This window comes from Algoriphagus marinus, assembly GCF_001936475.1.
In the GTDB taxonomy this organism is placed as follows: Bacteria; Bacteroidota; Bacteroidia; order Cytophagales; family Cyclobacteriaceae; genus Algoriphagus; species Algoriphagus marinus.
Genome location: NZ_MSPQ01000002.1, coordinates 416,537 through 442,758 on the forward strand (window position 1 = coordinate 416,537; position 26,222 = coordinate 442,758).

Here is a 26,222-nt window from a genome sequence, read left to right on the forward strand (position 1 = left end):
GATTACAAATTTAAGAGAATTGGCTTAGGCAGAAAGGCTATTTCTCGTAATTTTTCTCCCCTGCTAAAATCGGTATAGGAAGTAGATTTTCCTTTGGGGGCAGCGGACAAGCATACTCCGGATTATAAGCACAATATGGATTGTAAGCTAAATTAAAGTCGAGTGTAATGCTGTTTTTCCCGTCTTGACGGGCATTGATATACCTGCCTCCTCCGTAGGTTTCTCCTGCGCTGGTTTGATCTGCAAAAGCCAAAAAGAAATTCCGTTTGTCGGCTTCATCCAAGGATTGGAGCAAAAGCAAGCGGTTGATATTTCCACCCAGCTCAAACTCCGCATAGCTATGCTCTATGTATTTTTCCCGTGAGCCATCTGTCAGAGGTACCTCACGGACTTTTTTATTTTCCACTGGGATCATTCTTGCCTTTACTCGGTAAGTGGGGTCGATTGGGTAAAAACTCAAGGCTTTGAATTCACGCTTTTGCGTATCGGTAAGAGGTGATTCGATGTTGAATCGGATGAATTTAAACTGTCGCTCCCGCTCTGCCTCAATCTTTTCGATGTAATCCTCCGGGCTTTCTGTAGCAGTAAGCGTATAAAAAACTGCTACTGCCACCACAATTGAAACAAGGAGGATTAATAGGGTATTCTTTTTCATAATTTAAAGGATGCCTTCATCGGCGAAGCTAAAATAGCCATCATCTGTATAAATCACATGATCGAGGACAGGTAAATCCAATTCCCGACCGATTTTCACCATTCGCTCTGTCAATCGTTTGTCTTGCTCAGAGGGCCGAAGATTACCGCTTGGATGATTATGGACTAAAATTATGGACTGAGCCAGATGCTCCAAGGCAATCTTAAAAACAACTTTAGTATCAACCACCGTACCTGCAGTTCCTCCTTGGGAAATCAAATGCTTTTTCATCACTTGATTGGATCTTGACAGTAATAGCAGATAAAAAAACTCGACCTGCTCATCAAATAGTTCGGGTTTCATCAATTCATAGATATCTCTTGAGCAAGTGATTTTAGGCTTCACCTTAGGTTCAGCATCTTTTCGCCTTCTTCCAAGTTCCAGTGCAGCCACTATCGTTATTGCTTTGGCCTCCCCTATGCCTTTGAATTTTTTTAAATCCTGTATGGACAGTCTAGCCAGATCAGCCAGATTGTGATTTACAGAAGACAAAATATGCCGAGAAAGATCTACAGCACTCATCGAAGGAGTGCCTGAACCGATCAGAATGGCAATTAACTCAGCATCTGAAAGAGCAGATTTCCCTTTCAGAAGAAGTTTTTCGCGAGGACGATCTGCTTCGGCGAGTTCGGAGATTTTGATCGAGGTGAATGTATTCATCGTAGCTATTAAAAAGTTTAACTAAAGCTACAAACAATTGGACATAAAAAAACCCTGACAGGCAGGGTTTTAGAGAATTAATTTTAGAAATTAACCTAGCGCGGCTACGAACTTGGCCAATCTTGATTTCTTGTTGCTTGCGTTGTTCTTGTGAATCACATTCTTCTTAGCCAATTTGTCCAACATAGAAGATACTTTTCTGTAAAGGTCAGAAGCTTCTACTTTGTCAGTAGTAGCCTTCAATCTTTTGATGAAAGTTCTTGTGGTCTTAGCCTGATATCTGTTTCTCAAACGCTTCGCCTCGTTTGCACGAATTCTCTTTAGAGCTGATTTGTGATTTGCCATATCCTGATATTAAATAAATTTCGTTACGTTCCCCTATTCCGAATCGGAGTGCAAAGTTATTGTAATTATTTAATTCTGCCAAAGGAAATGAAAACATTCCTTTCAAAGCTTTCTTTTTTAGAATTACAATATTCTTCAATTTCGCACTTATGAGTGCAAATATAGCTTAAAATCTATCGCTTATACTGCAAAGATTTTGCTTAATTTTATTCATGGCAACTTTTATATCTTGGTTGATTCCTTTCATTTTTATTTCTGATCCGATTTTACCGTGGGGTTTTTACGCTCATTCGCTTATCAACCGGATGGCTGTCTTTTCACTTCCTCCTGAACTTATTGGTCTTTATAAGGCAGAAATTCAATTTCTTACAGAAAAGGCGGTAAACCCAGATCGTCGCAGATATGCCGTGGAAGGAGAGGCTGAAAAACACTATATCGATTTGGATCATTACGGAGATAGTGCGCTTCAGATATTGCCAATTTATTGGAGTGACGCTATTGAAAAATTTTCGGAAGACTCCCTTCGGCAAAATGGAATCGGTCCTTGGTCAGCCTATTTGACCTTTGTTAGTTTGACCAAAGCTTTTGAAAATAAAAATAAAGCCGCGATTCTCAGGCTATCCGCAGATCTAGGTCATTACCTGGGAGATCTGAATGTGCCTCTTCATACCACTAAGAATTATAATGGACAGCTGACAGGTCAAAATGGAATTCATGGCTTTTGGGAAAGTCGGATTCCAGAGCTTCAAGCGGTGGATTATGCGCTTTGGGTGGGAAAAGCTGAATATGTAGCACGACCGCAACAAGCTATTTGGGACGCAGTGGCAAACGCTCACAGTCAAGTAGATTCGGTATTTCGAATGGAGCGGGAACTGACTTTGGCTTTTCCGGAAGATCAAAAATACAGCTATGAGGAGCGTAATGGATTGACAGTGCGGGTTTATTCAAGGGAATTTACCGAGGCTTACGCACTGGCACTCGATGGGCAAGTTCAGCGACAAATGAAACGCTCCATCAAGATGATTTCCGATTTCTGGTACACTGCCTGGATCAATGCAGGCCAGCCTGATCTCTCAAGGCTAAGCGATGGAGTTATCGAGGAGGAAAAGTTAGAGCGTGATGCTAAGATTAAGACGCGAGCGCACGATAATCAGTAGGCAGCGTTTCAGTTGGCAGTATGCAGTTTACATTGGGAAGTAAGCAGTTTCTGCGAAATGAGTCCTGTTCACTGCCATCTGGTTTTAGCTTTTTAGATTCCTCACTTGAGACTTCTGATTTATTTTACGATTTCAAATACTGCTGAATCGCCTTCCCAAGCCTTCGAAAAGTATCTTTAAACACTTCCTCATTTTCTTCCAAAAGTGTCACCCGAAATCCTCGCAAATCCGAGCAAAAGGAAGAGATCGGCACCACACAGATTCGCTCGGATGCCAGTAAATAATAGACAAAACGCTTATCCAATGGCATGGTAGCATCAGTCAGCCAAGTATCCAGCAAGGCTTGCAACCTGGGATCTTCAATTGGTAATTTTTGATTGGGATGAAGTAAGGCCTCGTCAAAAACAATGGTATTGTAAAAAGCCCCTTGGGTGGGATTGAATTTAATTCCGGGAATTTCACCCAGAATTTCCGCCATCCATTCGCTTCGCTTGCCGATCTGAGCATTTGCGCGAGTTCGATAGGCGCGATATTCCGGATGGCTCATGATTCTTGGAATTGCCAACTGAGGCAAAATCGTCGAGCAAACTTCAATCATCTTAGCGTTTTCTAGGGTCTGGCAGAGTTTGGAAAACTCAATCGAACCCTCACGATTATAAAACTCCATCCAACCACATCTAGCTCCCGGCCATGGAAATTCTTTGGAAATCCCTTTTAGAGAAATCGCAGGTCTGTTGCCAATCACCTCGGATAATCCAACTGCGGTGATCCCATTGTAGGTGATATTTTGATAAATCTCATCTGCGATCAATAGCAAATTGAACTCCTCCGCAATCTTAACAAATCCTTCGAGTACTTCACGAGGATAAACCATCCCGGTGGGATTATCCGGATTGATGATTAGAATCCCGACAATGGCTGGATTGTATTTAACTTTCAAATACAAGTCCTCCATATCCGGAAGCCATTGATTATCGGGATCGAGTTTATAAGTAATCGGGGCGGTATTGGCATGGGCAGCCTCTGCCGAACTATGGGTAGAATAAGCAGGCGATGGACCAATGATTCGAGCTGTTGGAATTAGAAACTGGTAAAGTTTGGCAATCGCATCCCCTAGTCCATTGAAGAAGAGAATATCTTCCGCGGTGATTTGAGCTCCTCCATTTTGATTGGTCAGTTCAGCTAGAAACTTACGCGTTTCAAGTACGCCTTTAGAATCTGCATAGCCATAGGTTTTATCTTGCTTCAGTAGATCAGCAATGATCTCCTTCATCCAATCCGGGACATGATTGCTCTTCTGAATAGGATCACCGATATTTTCCCAAGTCATCTCATAGCCTAAAGCTTCCACTTGACGTGCTTTTTTTACGATTCCTCGGATTTCATAGGTTAATTCTTCGGCTCCAGGGCGCAAAAGTAATTGTCTCATCGGTCAATAGGCTTGTTGGCGAAATAAATCTGAACAAAGAAACAAAAAAGGATTTAAATGGATTAAACAGTAGCAGTAAACAATGTGATCTTTAAAAAACAACACGTTCATTTATCACAATCAAGTCGCCTTTTATAAGATAGGAGATTAAATTTGTTGCGAATTGGTTGAAACATTGCTTTCAATCCCTCTTTGAATTTCCTCATTTAAAAAGAATTTCTTCCACATTGATTCTTATCCGCATTCTTCTTGTCCTGTTTTTCATTTTTGTAATCGATTGGTATTCTTATCAAGCTTTCAGAACATTATTTTCAAATCATAGCTGGATTAAAATTGTCTTTTGGCTTTTTTCAATTGCCGTTTACCTGTTTGTCATTTACGGTTTTCTAAGCTTTGACCGAAGCAGTAATTCTACCTTAAATTTAGGCCGGCTGATTTCCCTTCTAGTCCTTTCGATGATTCCAAAGCTGATCATTATTGGGCTCCTGTTTGGAGAAGATATTTTACGCCTCCTAACTGGAACGTATCAATCCGTCTCCGGAACGAATGAAGGCGATTTTTTGCCAGATCGTAGAAAATTTGTGAGTCAAACGGCTTTAGTGCTATCCGCTATTCCTTTTTTGGGAATCCTACATGGCGTTTTAATCGGGAAATACCGATTCCGTGTCGTGAATCATACCCTGGAATTTGAGGATCTGCCGGAAGAATTTGACGGCTTCACCATCACCCAGATTTCAGATATTCATTCGGGTAGTTTTGATAATAAAAAGAAGCTTGAATATGCTGTTGAGCTGATCAACAAACAAGAATCTGATATCATCCTATTTACAGGCGACTTGGTGAACAACCATTCGGAAGAAATGGAGCCTTGGATAGAGACCTTCAAAAAGCTGAATGCTCCCATGGGTAAATACTCCATCCTCGGCAATCATGACTATGGAGATTATATATCATGGCCTAGCAAGGAAGCCAAGGCCGCCAATATGAAGCGTCTATACGAAATCCATGAAGAACTGGGCTTTAGACTCTTGCGAAATGAATCAGTGAAACTTCAAAAGCTTGCCCTGAGCGAAGTCGAAGGGCCTGTCCTGAGCGAAGTCGAAGGGCCTGTCCTGAGCGAAGTCGAAGGGGCCGGAGCAAGCATAGACCTGATCGGCGTGGAGAATTGGGGAAAAGGATTTGCGCAGCATGGCGACCTACCGAAAGCAACAGCAAACCTCAGCGATCAAAGTTTTAAAATACTGATGAGCCATGACCCTTCGCACTTTGATGAGGAGGTAAAAAACTTTGCCCAATTTATCCACCTAACCTTGAGTGGACATACCCATGGGATGCAGTTTGGGATTGAGATTCCGGGCTTTATCAAATGGAGTCCAGCATCCCTTCGCTACCCGAAATGGGCTGGCCTTTATGAAGAACTCGGTCGCTACCTACATGTCAACCGTGGGTTTGGAGTCTTGGCTTTTCCAGGAAGGGTAGGTATTTGGCCGGAGATTACGGTGCTGAAGCTGAAGAAGAAAAAGTTATAATCAATGTCTTTCACTGATGAAAAATCTTTTTAAATAGCCTTAAAATCGATATTTAGTAATGCTATGAAGAGACTTCCAGAAATATCCCAAGCGAAAGAACAACGAAAGTTAAATCGAATGATAAGAGTATCAGGAATAGCTGGAACGATAATTTTCGGTTCACTCTTAGGTTACTCTATATTTTTTGGAAAAATATTTAATTATTGTGAGCATGTTTTGGAAATCCAATCAATTGAATTTAGTGGTTTGGTAACTGAGAAATTTCATCAAGCTTGGAATCGTAATTATCACGGATTAAAAATTATAGATGATAATGGGGAAATCATCTACCTGAATCTTACAAATGACCTCAATTTTGGAAAAAATGGACGAAGCATCCTCTGGGAAAATTTAAGTCAAGGTGACTCCATTATTAAGGAATCTGGTGAATTAGGTGTAAGGTTCAAGAATCATGATCAAAGTTGGAAAATGCAGAAATTAAAATATGATTTAACCCAATGTAAGAATTGATCAGTACGTAAATCTCAGTTTGAACCTCCAAAAGTAGAATACCTATTTAACTGATTATTCTTATTCACTCCTTCCCCATCGGATCAAAAACTACTTTTGAAGTGAAAATAAAAAAATAATTAAAAAAACAAACCCCTCGAAGACTTCTCCTTAAAGGGTTCATTTTCAGACTTCTTTCTTAAGCTTTCTGACCTTACTTCAAATTCTTATATCGAATTCTTCTTGGTGTCACATCACCCAGACGCTTCTTTTTGCTTTCCTCGTAGTCGGAGAAGTTGCCCTCAAACCAGACCACTTGAGAATCTCCTTCGAAAGCCAGAATATGTGTACAGATTCTGTCCAGAAACCATCTATCGTGGGAAATTACCACCGCACAACCGCCGAAATTCTCCAAGGCTTCTTCCAAAGCACGAAGGGTATTTACGTCCAAGTCGTTGGTAGGCTCATCGAGAAGCAGCAAGTTGCCACCTTCTTTCAGCATCATCGCCAAGTGAACTCGATTTCGCTCTCCACCGGAAAGCACCCCTACTTTTTTCTCCTGATCTGATCCTCCAAAGTTGAATTTGGATACATACGCTCTGGAGTTGATCTCTTTATTGCCCAGCTTCATCAATTCATTTCCTTCGGAAATAATCTGATACACGGTCTTATTCGGATCCAATGAATCGTGTTCCTGATCTACATAAGATAGCTGAACCGTCTCGCCCACTTCGAAATTACCAGAATCCGGTTTTTCCTGGCCAGTGATCAATTTGAAAAGTGTGGACTTACCCGCACCATTTGGACCAATGACACCTACGATTCCACCCTGAGGTAGTGCAAAACTGAGATCTTCGAAAAGCAACTTGTCTCCGTAGGCTTTAGACACCCCGTTGACCTCAATCACTTTAGAACCCAATCGTGGTCCCGGCGGGATAAATAATTCCAACTTCGATTCTTTTTCTTTGGCCTCTTCTCCGACTAATTTATCATAGGCGCTCAGACGGGCTTTTCCTTTGGCCTGTCTCGCTTTTGGTGACATTCTGATCCACTCGAGCTCACGCTCCAAAGTCTTTTGACGCTTGGATTCGGTTTTCTCTTCTTGCTTTAATCGATTCTGCTTCTGATCCAGCCAAGAGGAATAATTCCCTTTCCAAGGAATCCCTTCACCACGATCCAATTCCAAAATCCAACCTGCTACATTATCCAAGAAGTATCTATCGTGAGTTACCGCAATGACGGTACCCTTATAATTCTGCAAATGCTGCTCCAGCCAATGCACAGATTCTGCATCCAAATGGTTGGTTGGCTCATCCAGTAGTAAGACATCCGGCTCCTGAAGCAATAAGCGGCAAAGGGCCACTCTACGCTTTTCTCCACCAGACAAGTTAGCAACGTTGGCATCACTCGGAGGTAGTCTAAGCGCATCCATAGCTTTATCCAGCATCACATCCAGTTCCCAAGCGTTAGCTGCGTCAAGCTTCTCCTGCACCTCTCCTTGACGCGTGATCAACTTGTCCATCGCATCAGGGTCTTCCATCAGCGCAGGATCCATGAATTTTTCGTTAATTTCTTCAAATTCTTTCAGCAAAGCTACGGTCTCGTGTACCGCTTCTTCGACTACTTCTTTGACTGTTTTGGTAGGATCTAGCTTGGGTTCTTGCTCCAGCATTCCTACGGTATAGCCTGGAGACCAGACTACTTCGCCTTGGTACTCTTTGTCCATCCCTGCGATAATCTTCAAAAGGGAGGATTTACCGGATCCGTTAAGACCTAAGACACCGATTTTGGCTCCGTAAAAAAATGATAAGTAGATATTCTTTAAGACTTTTTTCTGTGGCGGGTAGACTTTGGAAACGCCAGCCATGGAAAAGATGATTTTTTCTGAACTCATAGGTTGATTTTTACTTTATAAAACTCATAAAGTATCAAAGATGGCAAAAAAACCCCTTTCTTAGGATAAGTGCTTTTGAATTAATTAATTTGCGAAAAGTTGAAAACGACCACCTAAACCCAATTGTAGCGAAATGGACCATCCTTATGGATATATTAAAGAGAAGAAAGTTTTTTTAAAGGGTTTTTTAGGGCAGGCGGATCGGCAGATAGGAGAAGTAAAAGAAGATGAGGCCTCCACTCTAAAATACTTTGAGGCTCGGTTTGACCAACTCAAAGAGAAGGTTGAAAAATTAAAATCCGACATAGAAGAAAATGAAAACAAGGGCTCATTTCTAATGAAATTGATTCACTTGAGAGATTCATTGATGCAAGCCGATGCTTTGGGTGATTTCATCCCTTTGATTGAGACGCTCAATGAGCAGGAATTGGCTTTGAATGAAATCATACAAGCTAATCGCTCCAAAAATCTAGAGATAAAGGAAGCTTTAATTCTTGAAGCTGAAGCTTTAAAAGACGATACGGATTGGAAAGAGACTGCAGAAGCATTCAAAGACTTGAAATTGCGCTGGATCAAAACCGGTCCAGTGGAAAAAGAATTGCAGGAGGAGATCGAAAATAGATTCGAATCGATCGTTCAGCACTTTTTCGAAAACAGAAGACATTTCTTCGAGGGATTAGCTTTACAGGCGGATGAAAACATCAAAGTCTATGAATCACTTGTAGCCCAAGCCCGCGAAGCGCATGATCTCCCAGATGTTAAAATGGCTTTTGATATTTCCAAAAAGATCCAAAAGCAATGGAAAGAATCGGGAAAAGTACCCGCTGAAAGAAGGCAACCACTTTGGGATGAATTTTCCAAATTGAATAACCGCATTTTTTCCAAATACAAAAGAACATTGAATCCCGGACCGACCATGCATCCTAGAGAATTGATGCGAAAGGTGGAGACGTTGACTGAGGAGATCAAACAACTAGCAGGAAAGCCAACTTCCTATGAACTGATCGGTCGAGCAAAGGCGATACAGGAAGAATGGAGAAAGCTTCCTCAACGTAAGCCTAAAGAGGCGAATTTGATTGTTCGCTCTTTTCAGTTTTTCTCAGATATCGTCTTTGAAAAAGCATTTTTGGAAAAGCTGGTTCATGGGAAATATGAAGATTGGGATCAGAAAACTCAAGAGGAACAGACTCAAATCAAAATTGCTTTAGTAAAAGATCTCCTTCGTCGAGATCAGACAGAATTGGAAGCAGCGCAGGAGAATTCGGATAATTTCCGCGTTCAATCGGCTGATTTCGACATTATGATGAAGAAAAAACTTTTTAGCGTCAAGCGAAAAGTGGATGTAAAAAATTATATTTTAAAGCAACTTTCTTTTAATTAAGGAGTATAGGAAGAGATATTTAAAAAAAAAGATATTTTTGCACCCTTTAACAGCAAGAACTCTATAAATCTATAACATATGTATTGGACACTCGAATTAGCTTCTTACTTAGAAGATGCACCTTGGCCAGCAACTAAGGATGAATTATGCGATTATGCGATCCGATCAGGCGCACCTATGGAAGTGGTAGAAAACCTCCAGGAATTAGAAGATGATGGTGAACCTTATGAGACCATCGAAGAAATTTGGCCGGACTATCCTACCAAAGATGATTTCTTCTTCAACGAAGACGAATATTAATTGAAAGCCTCGGTCAACGGGGCTTTTTTGTTTTAAAGCCCAAGTACTTGTCGCAATCTTGAGTAGCCCGTCTTACTCACCGGGACTTGCGCTCCACTTCTCAATTTTACCAAATAAGTATCTCGCTCATAAGGCTCGATCTTCGATATTTCGTTGAGATTGAGCATAAATGACCGATGTACCCTAGCGAATTGCAAAGGATCTAGAGCCTCCTCCAAGGACTTCATCGTCATTTTTTTGAGGTATTTACCAGTGACCGTATGGATGGAAATGTAATCGTCTTCTGCCTCAAAATAAAGCACTTGGTGAGTGGGAATAATCTTGATTTCATTTTTTACCCGGACAACCAATCGGTCACTTTTTTCAGCCAGATTATTAATTCCCTCTTTGTTTGTCGATGCTTCACTTGACTGGAAATGAACCAAAAACTTTTGGATTGCCTGGGCAAATCGAGCTGTTGAAAATGGCTTGAGTAAATAATCGATTGCCATCGAATCAAATGCCTTTACCGCATACTCATCAAAAGCCGTGGTGAAAATGACTGCAGGTGGTTCGTCCAATAATTCCAACATTTCAAAACCTGTTATTTTCGGCATTTGAACATCCAAAAAAATTAAATCCGGTTGATGTTGCTGAATGGCCTTTAAGCCCTGAAAACCATCCTGACAGACCTCTAAAATCTGAAATTGGCTGAATTCCGACAAATATTCTTCAACCAAACTTGCTGCGAGTGGCTCATCATCAATGATTAAGGTTTTGATCATTTCGCTGTGGGATTTTCAAATTTACAGTAAAGGTGGAATTCTGCTGATTAGTTTCAATTAAGTCTTTTCTTCCAAAAAGTAAAAATAAACGACGCTCAACAGAAGATATCCCAAAGCCAGTTCCTTTAGGAGCTGAGGTTTCAGGATCAAAAGGATTGGAGATGGAGATATGCAGGTAATTCTGTTTGCGAGTAGCAGAAAATTGAATCAAGACCTCATCTGTAACTCCATAGAGGCCATATTTTATTGCATTTTCCAATAAAGGCTGGATCAATAACTGAGGCAATTTCAAACTTTTTGCTTCGTCTGAAAGTGAAAAATCCACTTCTAAGCGATGTCCAAATCGGACTTTCTCTATATCAAGGTACAAATACAAATAACTCAACTCCTCTTCTAAAGTAACCCACCTAGAGGAATCCTTTCGTATGGTTCCGCGAAGGAACTCAGAAAGCTGAAGCACCATCTCACGTGCTTTTTGTGGCTGAGAGATAACTAGGGCATTGATCGAATTAAGACTATTGAAAAGGAAATGTGGCTGAAGTTGCTGCCTTAGCTCGGTCAATTCAGCTTCTTTGGAGAGCTCATTCATCATCATTTCGCGATTCTGAATTTCTTCCTGTTGCTCCAGCTTAGAAACAACAATTGCAATTAGTGAGACGAAGATTTCCGCCATCGCCAAAACTACCCAACGCAGATAAAAATTATTTTTGAGAAAATCACTGTAAGTCAAATCCTCTTCAAAAATCCAGATCAGCGCGTATTTATGAATAAAAACAGCGATTAAACTCAATACGATCGGAAGGATCAGCAGTAGCCAATTATTCTCTCCCTTTGGAATATAAAAACTAAAAATCCGATCTAAAACAAACACTCCACCTAAAAATCCCAAAGAGAAAATCAAGGCATCGGCTATCGCAGTTGAATATTCTATCCCATAAAAGCTAAGCAATAGAAAAGATCCAAGGAACCAGAGGAATCCGGCTCCTTGGATAATCCATTTTGCTTTGGAAGGATTTGAAAAAGCTCTTGCAAACAAGGATGGTCAGTTTAGATGTTGGAATCTCGTTAATAAGATTTGATTTCCAAACCTCCAAAGAATACCGTCCCTTTGATTAGAAGCACCTTCTCTGGATCTACTTCGGTAATTCTAGAAAGGCGCTTGTCTTCTACCCCTGCAGCGATATTGCTGACCTCAACTCTCACATCCCAATGCGGAGGGACGATTAATTTCATTCCACCAAAGATGACATCTACCTGCAAAGTAGCCATTCCGTTAAAATCTGCCTGAGTCAGATCTAAATCCACTCCTCCAAAAGCAGCCGTCAATTTGCCTCCGCTGAAATTCTTAGACATCACTCGCTTATTCACCCCGCTAAATACCGCATCAATATTCAGGCGATCTGAAAAAGTAGATCCCGAAGTTCCAAAATTTGAAGTTGATTTTTCTGTTTGGGAATAGGCCGATCCAGTCGACTCTGAAGAAGGCTGACCAGAGAAGGAGCTGCTTTCGGACTTGAGACCGGACCTCATCTGTTTCTGTATATCATCTAGTACCTTGTTTTCTCTATTTTTTTGGGTAATCAAATAGAGTCCTAAAACGATCAGGATGATAGGGAAGAGGTAAATCTGTATTCCAAAATCGAAATCAAATTCTCGCTCAAATAAGAAATAAACACCTAATGCTAGCATGATGGCTCCAAAAAAGCTTTTGAATTCATGCTTGATAAGGGTGAATGCGCCAATAGCAATCAAGATCATCGGCCAGGATAAGAGCCAATCCGGAAAGAAAAAGCCCAACTTTCTAAGGAGCAATAGAACGCCTATTGCGAGAATAATAAAGCCGAAAATAATACCGCTGTCATTTTTTGATCTGCTATACTTTGCCATGAGTTTTTTGTTAAGTTGATGGTCAAATGTAGCTCAGCCACCAATTTAGAGGACTCTACAATAGGTAAACGCTCTTAAAAAGTCGGTGAAAGTGACGAAAAAGTCGGTGAAAATGTGTTGGGAAAATTCACCGACTAGGCTCTGGATGCTAAAAACTCCGCGTAATCCATGTCCTCAGGGGAAGTGATTTTGATGTTTTCAGGATTTCCGGAAATCAAACTCACCTGCCAGCCTTGATGCTCATAGACAGTAGCATCATCAGTGAATTGCTGAAGCTCAGGGACTTCAAATGCTTTTTTTATTTTTTCTACTTGAAAAGTCTGAGGAGTCTGCACCAACCTGAAATATTGGCGCTCCTGAAAAAAAGATTTGCCTTCATCAGTCAGCTTTCGTATCGAATCTTTAAGTGGAACAACAGCTATTGCACTCCCACTTTTTGCTGCTTCTTCATAGCTCTTTCGAATGACTGATGGGCTGACAAAAGGCCGAACTCCATCATGAATAGCAACCAAGACTGTATCAGATTTCAGATTTAGCAAACCATTTCGCACCGATTGAAATCTGGAATTGCCGCCTGCTACTACTCGATGGGGAATATCAAAATCATATGCTAAGCATAAGTCGGCCCATAAAGTAAAATCTGGTTCAGGTAGAACCAAAATCAAATCAATAGTCGAATCCTCTTTGTAAAAGACGTCCAAAGTTCGCATCAAAATAGGTCTCCCTCCCACTGGCATGTACTGCTTTGCGACGGTTCCACCCATCCGGGTACCTTTACCTCCAGCGACTAATATTGCAGCCTTATTCATATCTGTAAATTAAAATCGATTGGAAAAATAGCGAGCTATTTAGAAATAAAAAAAGCTCCATAGTTTGGAGCTTTAAATATTAGAGGATTAGCATCGCGTCTCCGTAAGAGAAGAAGCGGTACTTTTCTTTGATTGCTTCTTTATAGGCTTTCATGATTAGGTCATATCCACCAAAAGCAGCTGTAGTCATCAAAAGAGTCGACTCAGGCAAGTGAAAATTAGTAATCAAGGCATTAGCAATTTTAAAATCGTAAGGGGGGATTATAAATTTATCCGTCCATCCACTGCTAGCTTTTAATCTGCCGTTTGCTGTTACAGATGATTCGATTGTTTTGAGAGATGTTGTTCCCACTGACACAACTCTTTTTTTCTCATCCAGAGCTTTATTCACAAGTTCTACAGTAGTCTCCGGAATGAAATAATTCTCCGAATCCATTTTATGCTTAGTCAAGTCTTCTACATCTACTTGACGGAATGTACCCAAACCCACATGAAGTGTAATTGGGGCTACCTCAACTCCTTTAAGTTCCAACCGCTTTAGCAAATGGGGCGTAAAGTGAAGGCCCGCAGTAGGTGCTGCAACAGCTCCAACATTCTTAGCAAATACAGTCTGATAGCGTTCTCTATCTTCTGCTTCTACTTTTCGTTCGATAAACTCTTTCAAGATTGGAGTCTCTCCAAGGGTATCAATAGTTTTATGAAACTCTTCATCTGTTCCATCAAAGAGGAATCTGATAGTTCTACCTCTTGAAGTAGTATTATCGATCACTTCAGCAACAAGATCAGAGTCTCCAAAATAAAGCTTATTTCCTACTCTGATTTTACGAGCTGGATCAACCAATACGTCCCAAAGTTTCAATTCAGGATTGAGCTCTCTCAATAGAAAAACCTCAATTTCTGCTCCCGTTTTCTCCTTGTTACCATACAACCTGGCAGGAAATACACGCGTATCATTGGTCACAAACACATCTCCATCACCGAAATATTCTGTGATGTCTTTAAATACGCGATGCTCGATTAGACCTGTTTTCCGATGAACAACCATTAATCGAGATTCATCACGATTAGGAGAAGGGTGAAGGGCTATTAATTTCTTTGGTACTTCAAATTTGAAATCCGATAATTTCATAGAGATGTTTTAAATTTCTGAGTGATGTTAGAATTACTCTAAAAAATGCAAAGATAATAACAATAACGTCCAAAATCAGCTATCTTAACAAATTGTTTTAACCAACTATTCTAGGCATGCTCTTTTTCCAACTTACTTGGGAAAGTTTCAGGTTTGCACTTTCTGCCCTGAAATCCAATTTGACACGTACAATACTGTCCTTATTAGGGGTTACAGTGGGTATATTCGCAATTATTGCGGTATTTACCCTTGTAGATTCACTGGAAAATAACATTCGTTCGTCATTTTCTTTTTTGGGAACGAATGTAATGCGGGTGGATCGATTTCCTTTTGCAAGTGGCCCACAAGACTATCCTTGGTGGAAATATTTTCGCAGACCTCCTGGCACAGTGGCCGAATATAAATTTCTGCAAGAACGAATGACCACTGCCGAAGCAGTAACCATATCTGCCTCCGCAGGAACTATTATTAAAGCAGGTAGCAATGCTTATGAAGGCATGCAATTGACAGGAGTAGCATATACCTATCAGGATGTTTTTGATGTGACTCTCGAGGAAGGAAGGTATTTTTCTCAATCAGAAATCGATGCTGCCCGGAATTTCGCAATCATCGGTAGGAAAATAGCCAATACTTTATACCCCAATCAGGCTGTATTAGGAAAAGAAGTCAAGATAAAAGGAATGAAATTTATCGTGATTGGAGTATTTGAAGAAGAAGGAGAAGGGCTTTTCGATTTACCTTCTAAAGATGAAGCTTGTCTGATTCCATATGGATCTTTTACAAAAATGTTCTATACCGGAAGAAATGGTATTGAACCTACAATATCCGTAAAGGGGCAAATAGAAGACGTCGGGTTAGTAGCCTTAGAAAATGAGATGACCGGTCTTTTGCGTGCAAAAAGAGGACTTCGCCCTACTGAAGAAGATAATTTCGCCTTGAACAAAACTGAATTTATTCAAAATGCTATTGGCTCCATATTCGATGTGATATCAATCGCAGGCTGGGTGATTGGAGGATTTTCAATTTTGGTAGGTGGCTTTGGAATAGCCAATATTATGTTCGTCTCTGTAAGAGAGCGTACTAATATCATCGGCATACAGAAATCACTTGGCGCTAAAAACTATTTCATTCTCTTTCAATTTCTCTTTGAGGCGGTTTTTCTGAGTCTGATCGGGGGATCAACTGGGATTATTTTGGTGTTTTTCTTAAGTTTTATTCCTGTAGGAAGCCTGGATATAGTACTCTCATTTAAAAATATTTTATTGGGATTAGGCGTCTCTTCAATAATCGGAGTTGTTTCAGGTATTGTTCCTGCCACACTGGCTGCACGGATGGATCCTGTAGAAGCGATTCGAACAACATAAAAAAAGGGGCTCAAACGCCCCTTTTTTTATTTTCTGTTTGGATATTTTACTCCATTTCTTCTTCAACTTTGGCTGCCCCCATAGTAGATAGTCCAGAAGCTAATTTGATCTTTTTCTCTAGCTCTTCCATCAATTCAGGATTATCCAAAAGAAGAGTTTTTACTGACTCTCTTCCCTGTCCAAGTTTTTCACCATTATAGGAGAACCATGAGCCTGCTTTTTTAATGATTTCAAGCTCCACTCCAAGGTCAATTATTTCTCCTACCTTAGAAATCCCCTGGCCGTAGATAATATCAAATTCTACCACTTTGAAAGGTGGCGCTACTTTGTTTTTCACCACTTTTACCTTGGTACGGTTACCCAGAATATTATCTGCGCTTTCTTTAATTTGGCCTATTCTTCGGATATCAAGTCTAACAGAAGCATAGAATTTTAAAGCGTTACCACCGGTAGTTGTCTCTGGGTTTCCAAACATTACTCCGATTTTCTCTCTAAGCTGGTTGATAAATATACAAGAGCAGCCAGTCTTGTTTATAGCGCCTGTTAGCTTTCGCAGAGCCTGAGACATCAATCTTGCCTGGAGTCCCATCTTACTATCTCCCATATCCCCTTCAAGCTCCCCTTTTGGCACTAAAGCTGCTACGGAGTCAATCACAATAATATCTATTGCACCTGATCTTATAAGATGCTCGGCTATTTCCAATGCCTGTTCACCATTGTCCGGTTGGGAGATAAGAAGATTTTCAGTATCAATCCCAAGTTTTTCAGCATAACTTTTATCAAAAGCATGTTCCGCATCAATAAAAGCTGCCATCCCACCAGCTTTCTGAGCTTCGGCAATACAATGCATCGTCAATGTTGTTTTACCTGAAGACTCTGGTCCATAAATCTCAATTACTCGACCTCTCGGGATTCCTCCTATACCCAAAGCAATATCCAGTCCTAAAGAACCAGTAGAAATTGCGGGGATATCTTGAACCTTATTGTCGCTTAGCTTCATTACAGTTCCTTTTCCATAAGTTTTTTCAAGCTTATCGATGGTCAACTGAAGCGCTTTCAATTTTTCTGCGTTATTACTCATGAGTTTTCGATTAAAGAATCAATATTTAGGTGAAATTAATTAAACAACAAGTCCAAACCAAAGAAGTCAGAGCTATTGTTTTGGATGACCAAATTCGTAATTTTAATTGCCTTTTGGCACCCTTTTTCGTAATACCTCAAGATAAAACTGAAAATCGTCAGGTATTGTCAAAGAATTATATGCATCGATTCATCGCAACTCTTTTTCTTTTCACTTTTTTGTTCTCCTTTCGACTCTCAGCTCAAATAGCTGGCAAGAATACTGCCTTTACATTTGGTGAAGAATTGAACTTTGAGGTGTCCTATGGTTGGTTGGATTTGGCAGACGCAAAACTTCAGATTTCCAGAAGACCTCATAGTCATAACAATATTTCACATTATAAAATTGATGTCTTTGGTAAAACCAAAGGTGCAGCCACAATTTTCGGAAGGGTAAATGATAACTGGGGAACAATCCTCAATCCGCAAACTATGCTACCACATCAATCCTATCGACACATTGAGGAAGGAAAATACCGAAAGCATGAGTTGGTATATTTTGATCAAAAGAATAAAAAGGCAAGCGTTGAACTCTATGACAAAGAAAACCGAAATCTTAAGGAAGTGAGAGAATACGATCTCAAAGGAGAAGTCCAGGATTTGGTGAGCGGTTTTTATTATTTAAGATCTTTAGACCTTTCAAATCTGAAACCTGGAGAGATAATTCAAATCCGTGGATTCTTTGACAAAGAAATATATAACATAAAATTAATCTACGAGGGGACTGAGCGGATTGATACGAATCTCGGTGAAAAAGAAACCTATATTTTTTCTCCGGAAATCCCACCGAATAAACTCTTCAGAGGAAACTATCCTGTAAAAGTATGGGTAACAAAAGATCAGAATAAAATTCCAGTTAAAATTAAGGCCAACCTGTTTCTGGGTTCATTGAATTTGGACATCATTTCTGCGAAAGGATTAAGAAACAATTAGATAATCTCTGGTTAATCTTTCATTAATAAAAATCAATTCTCAGGATTTTTTTATATTGAATTCATCAAAAGGCAAATTTTTATTTGGTTTCTATGCTTAAATATTCACTAATTTTAAGCTAAATATTAAGAAATATCAAATGAGTGATAGTCAAAAAATCAAGGTTCTAGTCGTTGATGATGAGCCGGATATCGTCGAAATCCTAAAATACAACCTTCAAAAAGAAGGTTATGAAGTAGCTACTGCGGAAGATGGTATCAAAGCGGTAAAAACTGCCGCCAAATTTTTGCCAGATGTCATCTTATTAGACATTATGATGCCAAATCAAGACGGCGTAGAAACTTGTCTTCAGATTCGTCAGATGCCTGAACTCAAGAATACTTTTATAATTTTCCTTACTGCAAGAATGGAGGAGTATTCTGAAGTAGCAGCATTTGATGTGGGAGCGGATGATTACATCACCAAGCCGATCAAGCCTCGCGCTTTGATGAGTAGAATTTCGGCCTTGTTTCGAAGAGAATCCAAGAAAGAACAAGAGCAGGTTCAGATCAAAATCAAAGACTTAATCATTGATAGAGGAAGCTATACTGTAGACCAGGCCGGAAAGACCATCACACTTCCAAAGAAAGAATTTGAATTACTTTATTTTCTGGCAAAAAACCCGAACATCGTCTATAGTAGAGATGAATTGCTTCAAAACATCTGGGGAGCAGATGTCTTTGTACTCGCCCGAACTGTAGATGTTCATATTCGAAAAGTGCGAGAAAAGATTGGAGATGATTATATTACCACCGTGAAAGGTGTAGGATATAAATTCGAATTAGGATAAAATGCTTTCAAGTTCCAGAGGAATCTCATTCGTACTAGCATTAGCCACCTCCGCTTTGGTCGTGGCTTTTTTATCATTAATAGAGGAGTCAACATTGATTATTCTTTTGGTTGCCTTGGGAGTTTCATTCTCCTCAGCTTACATATTGATGTCATTCACACTTGATTTTTTGGTATTTAAGGAAATAGGAAACATTTATGCCCTTTTGGAGAAAATTCAAAGGAAAGACCTCTCCGAGATTCACGAAAAAGGTAAAAAGACTTCGATCTCGCCACTTCGGAAAATCAATAAAGTGATCAACTCCTATGCGATAGCTAGACAGAAGGAGATCGAGACCCTTCAGAAGAATGAAGAATTCCGACGGGAATTTATCGCAGATATCTCTCATGAATTGAAAACACCAATTTTTGCTACGCAGGGCTACATCCACACCTTGTTGGACGGCGCAATAGACGACAAAGCGGTACGAATGAAGTTTCTAAAGCGAGCCGCAAAAAGCTTAGACTCTCTTGATGTATTGGTCCAGGATCTACTGACTTTGAATCAAATGGAAAGCGGTGTGATCAAATTCAACTTTACCGAGTTTGACCTCAAAGATCTTTTACTTGAAGTGATCGACCAATTAGAGCACAAGGCTTCGAAGCGAGAAATGAAGATCAACTTTGAATATGAGGAGGGGAAAAGCTACCTCACTTCAGGAGATCGACCGAAAATATATCGAGTTTGCCAAAATCTGATCGTGAATGCTGTAAAGTATAACGATGAAAAGGGCGAAGTTCATGTCACTTTAAAGCTTCATAAGAATAGCATTCAGCTGGATATCAAAGATGATGGACAGGGAATCCCGCCCGAAGATATCAAGCGGATTTTTGAGCGATTCTATCGGGTAGAGAAAAGTAGGTCTAAGGAAAAAGGCGGAACCGGACTTGGGCTAGCTATTGTAAAACATATATTGGAAGGTCATAAAAGCAAGATCTCCGTGACTTCGACACTGGGCAAAGGTTCGATTTTTAGTTTTTCACTGCCTTTGGTGAAAAAAGAACCTGTGGAACAAAAAGCTAAAACCGTACATTAAGTATACTGGGAAAGCCTCGGATAGTCCTATTCAGTTTCTTAATTATCAACAGTTTAGCATTGTTATCAAGAAGTAGCAGAAAAAAATGTTAAATAAAAACGAATAGTTTTTTTTTAGAATCTTTTTTTTTAGTTTTCATGACCCTTAACTTTTTATTAAAATGAAAAATCTCAAATATTTAATAGTTTGTCTTGTTTTGATTTCTTTTTCCTGCAAAGAAAATGAACAGCCTCAATTTGCTACCGTAGATATGATGGCATTTATCACGGTATTGGACGAGCAAGGCAATAACCTTCTAGATCCTAATCAAGAAGGAGCTTATTATCCCAAGGATATCAAAATATTCTACGAACGAGATGGAAAAATGGTGGAATTTTATGAGGGCTACTTGACTATGCCGAGAAATTTTCGAATTGACCCCCCAGAGTTTGGCAGTGATTACTTGTTGGCATTAGCTTTGGATTCAGAAAAAACAGTCATTCAGTGGAACGAGGCAGAAGCAGACACGATTATAGCAGAAATCCAGGATAATGCCTCAAGTGTTATTGTCCAAAAAGTATACTATCAAGGGCAATTAATGCATGAACTACCTACAACTAAAAGAAGGGGATTTACTATTATCAAACCGCGGCAATAATCCAAAATTGAAACCTGATTAAATCCTTCCCTTCGGAAGGATTTTTTTTTAGCCAACCATTTCCCTACTTTTGCAACCTCTTTAAAAGAGGCAGGAGAATCCATGAAGAAAGTAGATTTTGAAAAACTCATTCTGTTTGAAAATGAGGATTACCTGGTGATCAACAAGCCGCCCTATCTGTCAAGCTTAGACGACAGACATGAGGCGCAGAATATTCTGGACTTAGCCAAGGCACACACCACCGATTCTCAACTGTGCCATAGATTGGATAAGGAAACCTCAGGATGTCTGGTGATCGCTAAGAATCCAGTCGCTTACAGGCATTTGGCGATGCAGTTTGAAAGCAGAAAAGTGGACAAAGTCTATCATGCAGTAGTCGAAGGCATCAAGGAATTCAAAGATGAATTGGTCAACCGAAACCTACTTGCAAATAATAAAGGGATTGCTAAAGTCAGTAAAGAAGGAAAGCCAGCGCAAACGATCTTCAACACGTTGAAGACCTATTATGCACACACATTAGTCGAATGTAAGCCTATCACAGGGCGTTTGCATCAGATTCGTGTTCACTTGGCCTATCTCAAATCGCCGATATGCGGAGATACTTTATATGGTGGCAACCCCTTATACCTTTCTTCACTCAAGCGCCGCTTTAATCTCAAGAAAGATACAGAAGAGCAACCGATCATGCAGCGCGTGTCCTTGCATGCTTATTCGATAGGATTTCAAGGAGTAGATGGGAAGGAAATTAAAGTTCTAGCCCCCTACCCGAAAGATTTCCAGGTTTTAGTGAATCAGCTCGAAAAAACGAGTTAATCATTAGAATTAAAAAAAATAAGCTGGAATGGAGTCGCTAAAGCGCATTTTAGGGCTAAAGCCGTGAAAATTAGGCTTTAGTATTGGAAATATTTTGGATGAAAAACAAAATACTTCTATCTTTGTGTCCCTTTTTGAGGGTGAAATAAATTTAACAAGCTAAAAATTAAACAGTTACACAGTGGATACTTTGAGCTATAAGACCGTTTCAGCCAACACCGCAACTGTAGATAAGCATTGGGTTATTGTGGATGCCCAAGCTGCAGTTTTAGGTAGATTGGCTAGTGAGGTAGCGAAAATCTTAAGAGGGAAAACGAAGCCAAGCTTCACCCCGCACGTAGATTGTGGTGACAATGTCATCATAATCAACTCCGACAAAATCAGGCTAACTGGTGACAAGTGGAACTCCAAAGTTTATGTGAGACACACGGGTTATCCAGGTGGACAGCGAATCTCTACCCCAAAATTATTGAAGCAGAAGTCTTCAACAATATTGATTGAGAAAGCTGTAAGAGGCATGTTGCCTAAGAACAGATTGGGAAGAAAATTATACGGCAACTTGTACGTGTATGAGGGATCTGAGCATCCGCATGCAGCACAACAGCCTAAATCTATCACGCTTTAATCGTCTATTTAATGGAAATCATTAACAAAATCGGTAGAAGAAAAACCTCTGTAGCCAGAATTTACATGTCTCCAGGAAAAGGTGAAATCACCGTTAACAATAGATCATTGGAAGTTTACTTCCCATTTGATTTGCACCAGATTGTAGTAAAGCAGCCACTAGCGCTAGTGGGTGTGGATGGCAATTACGATATCAAAATCAATGTAGACGGAGGAGGAAGTACTGGTCAAGCGGAAGCTGCTCGTATGGCAATCTCAAGAGCATTGTGTGAATTTGACATCGAACACAGAGGTCCTTTGAAGAAAGAAGGATTCTTGACTCGTGATCCTAGAATGGTAGAACGTAAGAAGCCAGGACGTAGAAAAGCAAGAAGGAAATTCCAGTTCTCTAAGCGTTAATTCGGGATTTTACTCTTTTATATCAGAAAAAATATTTATTCATGGCCAAAATAGAATACAAAGACTTACTAGATGCTGGTGTCCACTTTGGACACTTGACGAGAAAGTGGGATCCAAGAATGTCTCCTTACATTTTCATGGAGAAAAATGGTATCCACATTATCGATCTTAATAAAACGCTTGCTTGCCTCGACGAAGCATCTAACGCAATCAAGCAAATCGTACGCTCCGGCAAAAAGGTGATGTTCGTCGCCACTAAGAAGCAAGCAAAAGATCTTGTAGCTGCAGAAGCTAAAAGATTAAACATGCCTTACGTAACTGAAAGATGGTTGGGTGGTATGTTGACTAACTTCGCAACTATCCGTAAGTCATTGAAGAAAATGTCTTCTTTGGATAAGTTGATGGTGGAAGACGCTTACAAGAACCTAGCGAAAAAAGAACGTTTGATGGTTTCCCGTCAAAAGGAGAAAATGGAATCAGTATTAGGTGGTATCGCTGACCTAAGTAGACTTCCAGCAGCACTATTCGTAGTGGACATCAAAAGAGAACACATCGCAATCGCTGAAGCTCAAAAGCTTGGTATCCCTGTATTTGCATTGGTGGATACGAACTCAAACCCGAATGAGGTTGATTTCCCTATCCCAGCTAATGACGATGCATTCAAATCTGTTTCACTATTGGTAAAAGCGTTCGGCGAAGCAATCGAAGAAGGTCTTTCTGAGCGAAAGAGAGACAAAGAAGATGCGAAACTTTCTGAAGAGGAAGAAGCAAAGAAAGCTGTTGACGCGGATACAAAAGAATAATCCACAACTTGAATTAATATAAAAAAGATTGAACATCAGGTTTAGGCCGATGTTCAATTTTTTTGTTTTAGTAGATTCTCTGAAACCTAACGGTTTCACCCAAAAATAATTTTATCGTTTAATCAAACTGATACTACAATGGCAATTACTGCACAAGAAGTAAACAAACTGAGACAAATGACCGGTGCCGGCATGATGGATTGCAAAAAAGCTTTAACTGAGGCTGAAGGCGATTTCGAAAAAGCGGTAGATATCCTTCGTAAAAAAGGTCAAAAAGTATCTGCATCTAGAGCAGACAGAGAGACTAAAGAAGGTGTAGCGGTAGCAAAAGTTGTCAACAATGGAACAAAAGGTATCCTTCTTACTTTGACTTGCGAGACTGATTTCGTAGCTAAAAATGAAGAGTTCGGAGCGTTCGCAAATACATTGCTAGACCTAGCGGTAGAAAAAGGCGCAACTTCTATTGATACGATCCTTGCACTTCCTTTCGATTCGATCACAGTAGCTGAGAAAATCACTGAAATGACTGGTAAGATCGGTGAGAAACTTGAAATATCTCATTTTGAAATCGTAGAAGCTGAGGCTGTCGTTTCTTACATCCACTCTAACGGTAAGTTAGGTGTATTGGTAGGTCTTACTAATACTACTGGTTCTGACGTTGAAGAGGCTGGAAAAGACGTAGCCATGCAAATCGCGGCTATGAACCCAGTTGCTTTGGACAAAGACGGCGTAGATGCCTCTATGGTCGAGCGTGAGATCGAAGTAGGAAAAGAGCAAGCAAGAGCTGAAGGTAAGCCTGAGGATATGCTTGAAAAAATTGCTTTGGGTAAACTGAACAAGTTCTACAAAGAGAACACGCTTCTTAGCCAGACTTTCGTGAAAGACAACAGCAAAACTATTGCTCAGTATCTTGATAGCGTAAGCAAAGGAATGACTGTATCTGCATTTAAAAGAGTATCTATCGGATAATTACTATTTTAGATTTAAGATTTTAGATCTTAGATTTAAGACTTACTAAAAAGCTGACTTTGTAAAAGGTCAGCTTTTTTTAAATCCCACAGGCTTTGAAAACCTGACAGTTCTGCTTTGAACGTTAGACTCCCAATACAATAGAAGCTTCTATATCCAATTTCCTACTGATTTCTCTAGCCATTTTAAGCGTAGGCTCACTTTTTCCATTCAGGTACTCACTGACTCTAGACGTACTAACACCGAGATATTCAGAGAGCGATTTTTGACTTAAGCCTCGTTCCTGCATGCGAAGTCTAATTGCTTCAGCTAAAGTAGGAGTCACTATAGCATGGTATTTCTCCTCATAGTCAGCCACCAAATCCGAGAGCAGGTTCAATTCCACATAACCTTTAGCATCTGGGTTTTCTATATTATCGGGATTAGAAAGCAATTCCTCAACCCTTTCTACGATAGCATTATACTCTTTTTCAGACTTGATCATTTCTCATATATTTTGAATATCCTGTATTTTATCATATTCAGCGTGCGTACCGATAAATCGGATATAAACTTTTTTAGCATTGAATGAAATTATAGCAATTAGTCGATAAGAATTCCCTTTGATATTGAAGACAAATCGATGATTTCCTACATAATCGACTGAATTGAAATCGTTTTTTATATCAGTTAACGAATCCCAATCTTTCTTACCTGTTGGAGCATACCAAAAACGCAATGCCAATTCAGAATCAGCATGTTTCTTTGCAAATTCATTTATCCGTTTATAAGTAACAATTCTCATTAATCTTTGAAAGAATCCATTTATTCTATATTTCGAAACAAATTTACATAAAACAGAACAATAATAAAATTGTTAGACTAAGCAAAAAGCCCTTTCAATTGATTTTGAAAGGGCTTTTTTATATGCTTCACAAAAGGCTGATGAATTTTTAAGCAGCAAAAACCTTCAAACAATCTATCTATAGTTTATTTCGACTTTGAACCCAATAGGTAAGATATCCCAAGATTATTTCTCATGAAACCATCACCAAAAACGCTATTGTCCAAAAATAATCTCAACTCACCATTTTGGCTTAGGTATACAGGATAATCTGCTCTAAGATAAAGTCCTAAACTTGGACTAGATACCGTTTTATTTCCACCTGGTGCTTCTCTTAGTTTAAGGGTAGAAACCAAAACTGCCCCCCCACCAAATCTCACCTTTTGTTTGGCTAGTTGAATTCCTGATGTCCATATCCTGCCAAAATTCAGCATCGCCGACCAGTTTTTATATCCGTGATAATTCAATTCTGAAATAGATTGATTGGAATACTTGTCAATTTGCAAGCCGAATTGCCAAGAGGACTCAGATGAACCGAAATCTAAACCTAGTCCGAGACCACCACCAAAAACAACTTCACTTTCAGGAAGGTCGAATTGGGTTCCCATTCTACCATTTATATGAAAAGATGGATGGGATTGGGCATAAGAGGAAATCCCCAAACAAACAGTCAATAAAACAAGACTTTTCATACAGTTTTATTTTGGGTTATTTAATTTGTTAATCCCTTGACAACGTGGCAGAAAAAAAAAATAGTTACATCATATTTCTAAAAACTTCTTTTTAGAAATCCACCTTTTTTTGAAAGTGTAACTAGGAAACCTTTTAAAATCGATTGAAACAAGGGTTTTTGGGGTTAATTATAAGTTGAAAATTTATTTTTTTTAGGTAATTATTCCCTGATTACTTTTTGAAAAAATGAGGAAGTGAGTTAGGATTTTTGGTTTAGTTCGCTAGCACTAGCTATTCAAAATTAAAACCTTCTATCTGGCACTGGTCTATCAAGCAGATCACAGCGATGAACTCAGTTGCTTTGGACAAAGACGGCGTAGATGCATCTATGGTCGAGCGTGAGATCGAAGTAGGAAAAGAGCAAGCAAGAGCTGAATGCAAGCCTGAGGAAATGCTTGAGAAAATCGCTTTGGGTAAATTGAACAAGTTCTACAAAGAGAATACTTTGTTGAGCCAGTCGTTCGTGAAGGACAATATCAAAACGCTTGCGCAATACCTTGATAGCGTAAGCAAAGGAATGACTGTATCTGCTTTCAGAAGAGTATCTATCGGATAATCTGAATCAGTTAATACTAAGCAAAAAGCCCTTTCAAGTGATCTTGAAAGGGCTTTTCTAGTGTTAAAAAAATTATTAT

Annotated in this window: 29 protein-coding genes and 1 pseudogene; 16 read left to right on the forward strand and 14 right to left on the reverse strand. The window is 39.7% G+C overall.

Features of this window, described 5'->3' with window-relative positions; translation table 11 throughout:
* Window positions 1–37: 37 nt before the first annotated feature.
* The 3 genes from BVC88_RS06165 to rpsT all read right to left on the reverse strand — a co-directional run bounded on the left by BVC88_RS06165 (window position 38) and on the right by rpsT (window position 1,699).
* Complete coding sequence (locus BVC88_RS06165) at window positions 38–655, reverse strand: DUF1684 domain-containing protein (RefSeq protein ID WP_075349766.1); 618 nt, start codon at window positions 653–655, stop codon at window positions 38–40.
* Window positions 656–658: 3 nt separating this feature from the next.
* Window positions 659–1,354: a RadC family protein gene (gene radC / locus BVC88_RS06170; RefSeq protein WP_075349767.1), complete on the reverse strand. Its 696-nt coding sequence runs from the start codon at window positions 1,352–1,354 to the stop codon at window positions 659–661.
* Window positions 1,355–1,444: 90 nt separating this feature from the next.
* On the reverse strand, window positions 1,445–1,699 hold the full coding sequence (rpsT, locus tag BVC88_RS06175) for a 30S ribosomal protein S20 (RefSeq protein ID WP_075349768.1): 255 nt from the start codon (window positions 1,697–1,699) through the stop codon (window positions 1,445–1,447).
* 212 nt (window positions 1,700–1,911) lie between these two features.
* Here rpsT and BVC88_RS06180 point away from each other — a divergent pair, with 212 nt between their 5' ends.
* Window positions 1,912–2,856 (forward strand): zinc dependent phospholipase C family protein, encoded by a 945-nt coding sequence (locus BVC88_RS06180; RefSeq protein ID WP_245803603.1) that lies wholly within the window; start codon window positions 1,912–1,914, stop codon window positions 2,854–2,856.
* A gap of 124 nt (window positions 2,857–2,980) precedes the next feature.
* Here the strand turns inward: BVC88_RS06180 and BVC88_RS06185 are convergent, their stop codons facing one another.
* Entirely contained in the window at window positions 2,981–4,285 is a 1,305-nt protein-coding gene (locus BVC88_RS06185; protein ID WP_075349769.1) for a pyridoxal phosphate-dependent aminotransferase, read from the reverse strand.
* 227 nt (window positions 4,286–4,512) lie between these two features.
* Between BVC88_RS06185 and BVC88_RS06190 the strand changes: the two genes are divergently transcribed.
* Together BVC88_RS06190 and BVC88_RS06195 are read left to right on the forward strand one after the other, a co-directional pair.
* Window positions 4,513–5,814: a metallophosphoesterase gene (locus tag BVC88_RS06190; protein ID WP_245803604.1), complete on the forward strand. Its 1,302-nt coding sequence runs from the start codon at window positions 4,513–4,515 to the stop codon at window positions 5,812–5,814.
* A 117-nt stretch (window positions 5,815–5,931) separates the two neighbouring features.
* Window positions 5,932–6,324, forward strand: coding sequence for a hypothetical protein (locus BVC88_RS06195; protein ID WP_139316531.1), 393 nt, complete (start codon window positions 5,932–5,934; stop codon window positions 6,322–6,324).
* A 193-nt stretch (window positions 6,325–6,517) separates the two neighbouring features.
* Here the strand turns inward: BVC88_RS06195 and ettA are convergent, their stop codons facing one another.
* Complete coding sequence (gene ettA / locus BVC88_RS06200; RefSeq protein WP_075349771.1) at window positions 6,518–8,197, reverse strand: energy-dependent translational throttle protein EttA; 1,680 nt, start codon at window positions 8,195–8,197, stop codon at window positions 6,518–6,520.
* Between the two features lie 133 nt (window positions 8,198–8,330).
* On the opposite strand from ettA, the gene BVC88_RS06205 reads away from it, so the two are divergent.
* Entirely contained in the window at window positions 8,331–9,578 is a 1,248-nt protein-coding gene (locus BVC88_RS06205; RefSeq protein WP_075349772.1) for a DUF349 domain-containing protein, read from the forward strand.
* A 78-nt stretch (window positions 9,579–9,656) separates the two neighbouring features.
* Window positions 9,657–9,878: a DUF2795 domain-containing protein gene (locus BVC88_RS06210; RefSeq protein ID WP_075349773.1), complete on the forward strand. Its 222-nt coding sequence runs from the start codon at window positions 9,657–9,659 to the stop codon at window positions 9,876–9,878.
* 32 nt (window positions 9,879–9,910) lie between these two features.
* Here the strand turns inward: BVC88_RS06210 and BVC88_RS06215 are convergent, their stop codons facing one another.
* The 5 genes from BVC88_RS06215 to queA all read right to left on the reverse strand — a co-directional run bounded on the left by BVC88_RS06215 (window position 9,911) and on the right by queA (window position 14,467).
* The gene (locus BVC88_RS06215; RefSeq protein WP_075349774.1) at window positions 9,911–10,642 is read right to left on the reverse strand and encodes a LytR/AlgR family response regulator transcription factor; all 732 of its coding nucleotides are present in this window, start codon (window positions 10,640–10,642) and stop codon (window positions 9,911–9,913) included.
* Entirely contained in the window at window positions 10,620–11,678 is a 1,059-nt protein-coding gene (locus tag BVC88_RS06220) for a sensor histidine kinase (RefSeq protein ID WP_075349775.1), read from the reverse strand. Before BVC88_RS06220 ends, BVC88_RS06215 begins: the two co-directional genes overlap by 23 nt.
* 29 nt (window positions 11,679–11,707) lie before the next feature.
* Complete coding sequence (locus tag BVC88_RS06225; protein ID WP_075349776.1) at window positions 11,708–12,529, reverse strand: LiaF transmembrane domain-containing protein; 822 nt, start codon at window positions 12,527–12,529, stop codon at window positions 11,708–11,710.
* A gap of 134 nt (window positions 12,530–12,663) precedes the next feature.
* On the reverse strand, window positions 12,664–13,338 hold the full coding sequence (locus tag BVC88_RS06230; RefSeq protein WP_075349777.1) for a 2-C-methyl-D-erythritol 4-phosphate cytidylyltransferase: 675 nt from the start codon (window positions 13,336–13,338) through the stop codon (window positions 12,664–12,666).
* Between the two features lie 79 nt (window positions 13,339–13,417).
* Window positions 13,418–14,467: a tRNA preQ1(34) S-adenosylmethionine ribosyltransferase-isomerase QueA gene (gene queA, locus BVC88_RS06235; RefSeq protein ID WP_075349778.1), complete on the reverse strand. Its 1,050-nt coding sequence runs from the start codon at window positions 14,465–14,467 to the stop codon at window positions 13,418–13,420.
* 116 nt (window positions 14,468–14,583) lie between these two features.
* Between queA and BVC88_RS06240 the strand changes: the two genes are divergently transcribed.
* Window positions 14,584–15,831: an ABC transporter permease gene (locus BVC88_RS06240; RefSeq protein ID WP_075349779.1), complete on the forward strand. Its 1,248-nt coding sequence runs from the start codon at window positions 14,584–14,586 to the stop codon at window positions 15,829–15,831.
* Between the two features lie 46 nt (window positions 15,832–15,877).
* Here BVC88_RS06240 and recA read toward each other — a convergent pair whose 3' ends face one another.
* Window positions 15,878–16,912, reverse strand: a complete 1,035-nt coding sequence (gene recA, locus BVC88_RS06245) for a recombinase RecA (RefSeq protein ID WP_075349780.1) — start codon at window positions 16,910–16,912, stop codon at window positions 15,878–15,880.
* A gap of 29 nt (window positions 16,913–16,941) precedes the next feature.
* On the opposite strand from recA, the gene BVC88_RS06250 reads away from it, so the two are divergent.
* From BVC88_RS06250 to tsf, 9 genes are all read left to right on the forward strand, one after another.
* On the forward strand, window positions 16,942–17,883 hold the full coding sequence (locus tag BVC88_RS06250) for a DUF3108 domain-containing protein (protein WP_089153061.1): 942 nt from the start codon (window positions 16,942–16,944) through the stop codon (window positions 17,881–17,883).
* A gap of 139 nt (window positions 17,884–18,022) precedes the next feature.
* Complete coding sequence (locus tag BVC88_RS06255; protein ID WP_075349781.1) at window positions 18,023–18,712, forward strand: response regulator transcription factor; 690 nt, start codon at window positions 18,023–18,025, stop codon at window positions 18,710–18,712.
* 1 nt (window position 18,713) lies between these two features.
* Entirely contained in the window at window positions 18,714–19,787 is a 1,074-nt protein-coding gene (locus tag BVC88_RS06260) for a sensor histidine kinase (protein ID WP_075349782.1), read from the forward strand.
* Between the two features lie 160 nt (window positions 19,788–19,947).
* Window positions 19,948–20,424, forward strand: a complete 477-nt coding sequence (locus BVC88_RS06265; protein ID WP_075349783.1) for a hypothetical protein — start codon at window positions 19,948–19,950, stop codon at window positions 20,422–20,424.
* A 102-nt stretch (window positions 20,425–20,526) separates the two neighbouring features.
* A complete protein-coding gene (locus tag BVC88_RS06270) occupies window positions 20,527–21,237 on the forward strand; it encodes an RluA family pseudouridine synthase (RefSeq protein WP_075349784.1) in 711 nt (236 codons plus the stop codon).
* Between the two features lie 181 nt (window positions 21,238–21,418).
* On the forward strand, window positions 21,419–21,862 hold the full coding sequence (gene rplM, locus BVC88_RS06275) for a 50S ribosomal protein L13 (RefSeq protein WP_075349785.1): 444 nt from the start codon (window positions 21,419–21,421) through the stop codon (window positions 21,860–21,862).
* An 11-nt stretch (window positions 21,863–21,873) separates the two neighbouring features.
* Complete coding sequence (gene rpsI, locus BVC88_RS06280; RefSeq protein WP_075349786.1) at window positions 21,874–22,260, forward strand: 30S ribosomal protein S9; 387 nt, start codon at window positions 21,874–21,876, stop codon at window positions 22,258–22,260.
* A gap of 41 nt (window positions 22,261–22,301) precedes the next feature.
* Window positions 22,302–23,063 carry a 30S ribosomal protein S2 gene (gene rpsB / locus BVC88_RS06285; RefSeq protein ID WP_075349787.1) on the forward strand — a complete coding sequence of 254 codons (762 nt, stop codon included), beginning with the start codon at window positions 22,302–22,304 and terminating at the stop codon, window positions 23,061–23,063.
* 138 nt (window positions 23,064–23,201) lie between these two features.
* Entirely contained in the window at window positions 23,202–24,032 is an 831-nt protein-coding gene (tsf, locus tag BVC88_RS06290; RefSeq protein ID WP_075349788.1) for a translation elongation factor Ts, read from the forward strand.
* A 124-nt stretch (window positions 24,033–24,156) separates the two neighbouring features.
* On the opposite strand, the gene BVC88_RS06295 is transcribed toward tsf, so the two are convergent.
* From BVC88_RS06295 to BVC88_RS06305, 3 genes are all read right to left on the reverse strand, one after another.
* Window positions 24,157–24,516, reverse strand: a complete 360-nt coding sequence (locus tag BVC88_RS06295) for a helix-turn-helix domain-containing protein (protein WP_075349789.1) — start codon at window positions 24,514–24,516, stop codon at window positions 24,157–24,159.
* Window positions 24,517–24,519: 3 nt separating this feature from the next.
* Window positions 24,520–24,816: a type II toxin-antitoxin system HigB family toxin gene (locus tag BVC88_RS06300; protein WP_075349790.1), complete on the reverse strand. Its 297-nt coding sequence runs from the start codon at window positions 24,814–24,816 to the stop codon at window positions 24,520–24,522.
* Between the two features lie 185 nt (window positions 24,817–25,001).
* The gene (locus BVC88_RS06305) at window positions 25,002–25,547 is read right to left on the reverse strand and encodes a hypothetical protein (protein WP_139316532.1); all 546 of its coding nucleotides are present in this window, start codon (window positions 25,545–25,547) and stop codon (window positions 25,002–25,004) included.
* A 314-nt stretch (window positions 25,548–25,861) separates the two neighbouring features.
* On the opposite strand from BVC88_RS06305, the pseudogene BVC88_RS06310 reads away from it, so the two are divergent.
* Window positions 25,862–26,143, forward strand: a pseudogene (locus BVC88_RS06310) (translation elongation factor Ts); the annotation flags it as partial.
* Window positions 26,144–26,222 lie beyond the last annotated feature (79 nt).

Excerpts from the sequence above, each read along its gene's own strand:
- BVC88_RS06165 (WP_075349766.1), bottom strand. The coding sequence starts at position 655 with ATGAAAAAGAATACCCTATTAATCCTCCTTGTTTCAATTGTGGTGGCA.
- radC (WP_075349767.1), bottom strand. The coding sequence starts at position 1,354 with ATGAATACATTCACCTCGATCAAAATCTCCGAACTCGCCGAAGCAGAT.
- rpsT (WP_075349768.1), bottom strand. The coding sequence starts at position 1,699 with ATGGCAAATCACAAATCAGCTCTAAAGAGAATTCGTGCAAACGAGGCG.
- BVC88_RS06180 (WP_245803603.1), top strand. The coding sequence starts at position 1,912 with ATGGCAACTTTTATATCTTGGTTGATTCCTTTCATTTTTATTTCTGAT.
- BVC88_RS06185 (WP_075349769.1), bottom strand. The coding sequence starts at position 4,285 with ATGAGACAATTACTTTTGCGCCCTGGAGCCGAAGAATTAACCTATGAA.
- BVC88_RS06195 (WP_139316531.1), top strand. The coding sequence starts at position 5,932 with ATGATAAGAGTATCAGGAATAGCTGGAACGATAATTTTCGGTTCACTC.
- ettA (WP_075349771.1), bottom strand. The coding sequence starts at position 8,197 with ATGAGTTCAGAAAAAATCATCTTTTCCATGGCTGGCGTTTCCAAAGTC.
- BVC88_RS06205 (WP_075349772.1), top strand. The coding sequence starts at position 8,331 with ATGGACCATCCTTATGGATATATTAAAGAGAAGAAAGTTTTTTTAAAG.
- BVC88_RS06210 (WP_075349773.1), top strand. The coding sequence starts at position 9,657 with ATGTATTGGACACTCGAATTAGCTTCTTACTTAGAAGATGCACCTTGG.
- BVC88_RS06215 (WP_075349774.1), bottom strand. The coding sequence starts at position 10,642 with ATGATCAAAACCTTAATCATTGATGATGAGCCACTCGCAGCAAGTTTG.
- BVC88_RS06225 (WP_075349776.1), bottom strand. The coding sequence starts at position 12,529 with ATGGCAAAGTATAGCAGATCAAAAAATGACAGCGGTATTATTTTCGGC.
- BVC88_RS06230 (WP_075349777.1), bottom strand. The coding sequence starts at position 13,338 with ATGAATAAGGCTGCAATATTAGTCGCTGGAGGTAAAGGTACCCGGATG.
- queA (WP_075349778.1), bottom strand. The coding sequence starts at position 14,467 with ATGAAATTATCGGATTTCAAATTTGAAGTACCAAAGAAATTAATAGCC.
- BVC88_RS06240 (WP_075349779.1), top strand. The coding sequence starts at position 14,584 with ATGCTCTTTTTCCAACTTACTTGGGAAAGTTTCAGGTTTGCACTTTCT.
- recA (WP_075349780.1), bottom strand. The coding sequence starts at position 16,912 with ATGAGTAATAACGCAGAAAAATTGAAAGCGCTTCAGTTGACCATCGAT.
- BVC88_RS06255 (WP_075349781.1), top strand. The coding sequence starts at position 18,023 with ATGAGTGATAGTCAAAAAATCAAGGTTCTAGTCGTTGATGATGAGCCG.
- BVC88_RS06260 (WP_075349782.1), top strand. The coding sequence starts at position 18,714 with ATGCTTTCAAGTTCCAGAGGAATCTCATTCGTACTAGCATTAGCCACC.
- BVC88_RS06265 (WP_075349783.1), top strand. The coding sequence starts at position 19,948 with ATGAAAAATCTCAAATATTTAATAGTTTGTCTTGTTTTGATTTCTTTT.
- BVC88_RS06270 (WP_075349784.1), top strand. The coding sequence starts at position 20,527 with ATGAAGAAAGTAGATTTTGAAAAACTCATTCTGTTTGAAAATGAGGAT.
- rpsI (WP_075349786.1), top strand. The coding sequence starts at position 21,874 with ATGGAAATCATTAACAAAATCGGTAGAAGAAAAACCTCTGTAGCCAGA.
- rpsB (WP_075349787.1), top strand. The coding sequence starts at position 22,302 with ATGGCCAAAATAGAATACAAAGACTTACTAGATGCTGGTGTCCACTTT.
- tsf (WP_075349788.1), top strand. The coding sequence starts at position 23,202 with ATGGCAATTACTGCACAAGAAGTAAACAAACTGAGACAAATGACCGGT.
- BVC88_RS06295 (WP_075349789.1), bottom strand. The coding sequence starts at position 24,516 with ATGATCAAGTCTGAAAAAGAGTATAATGCTATCGTAGAAAGGGTTGAG.
- BVC88_RS06300 (WP_075349790.1), bottom strand. The coding sequence starts at position 24,816 with ATGAGAATTGTTACTTATAAACGGATAAATGAATTTGCAAAGAAACAT.
- BVC88_RS06305 (WP_139316532.1), bottom strand. The coding sequence starts at position 25,547 with ATGAAAAGTCTTGTTTTATTGACTGTTTGTTTGGGGATTTCCTCTTAT.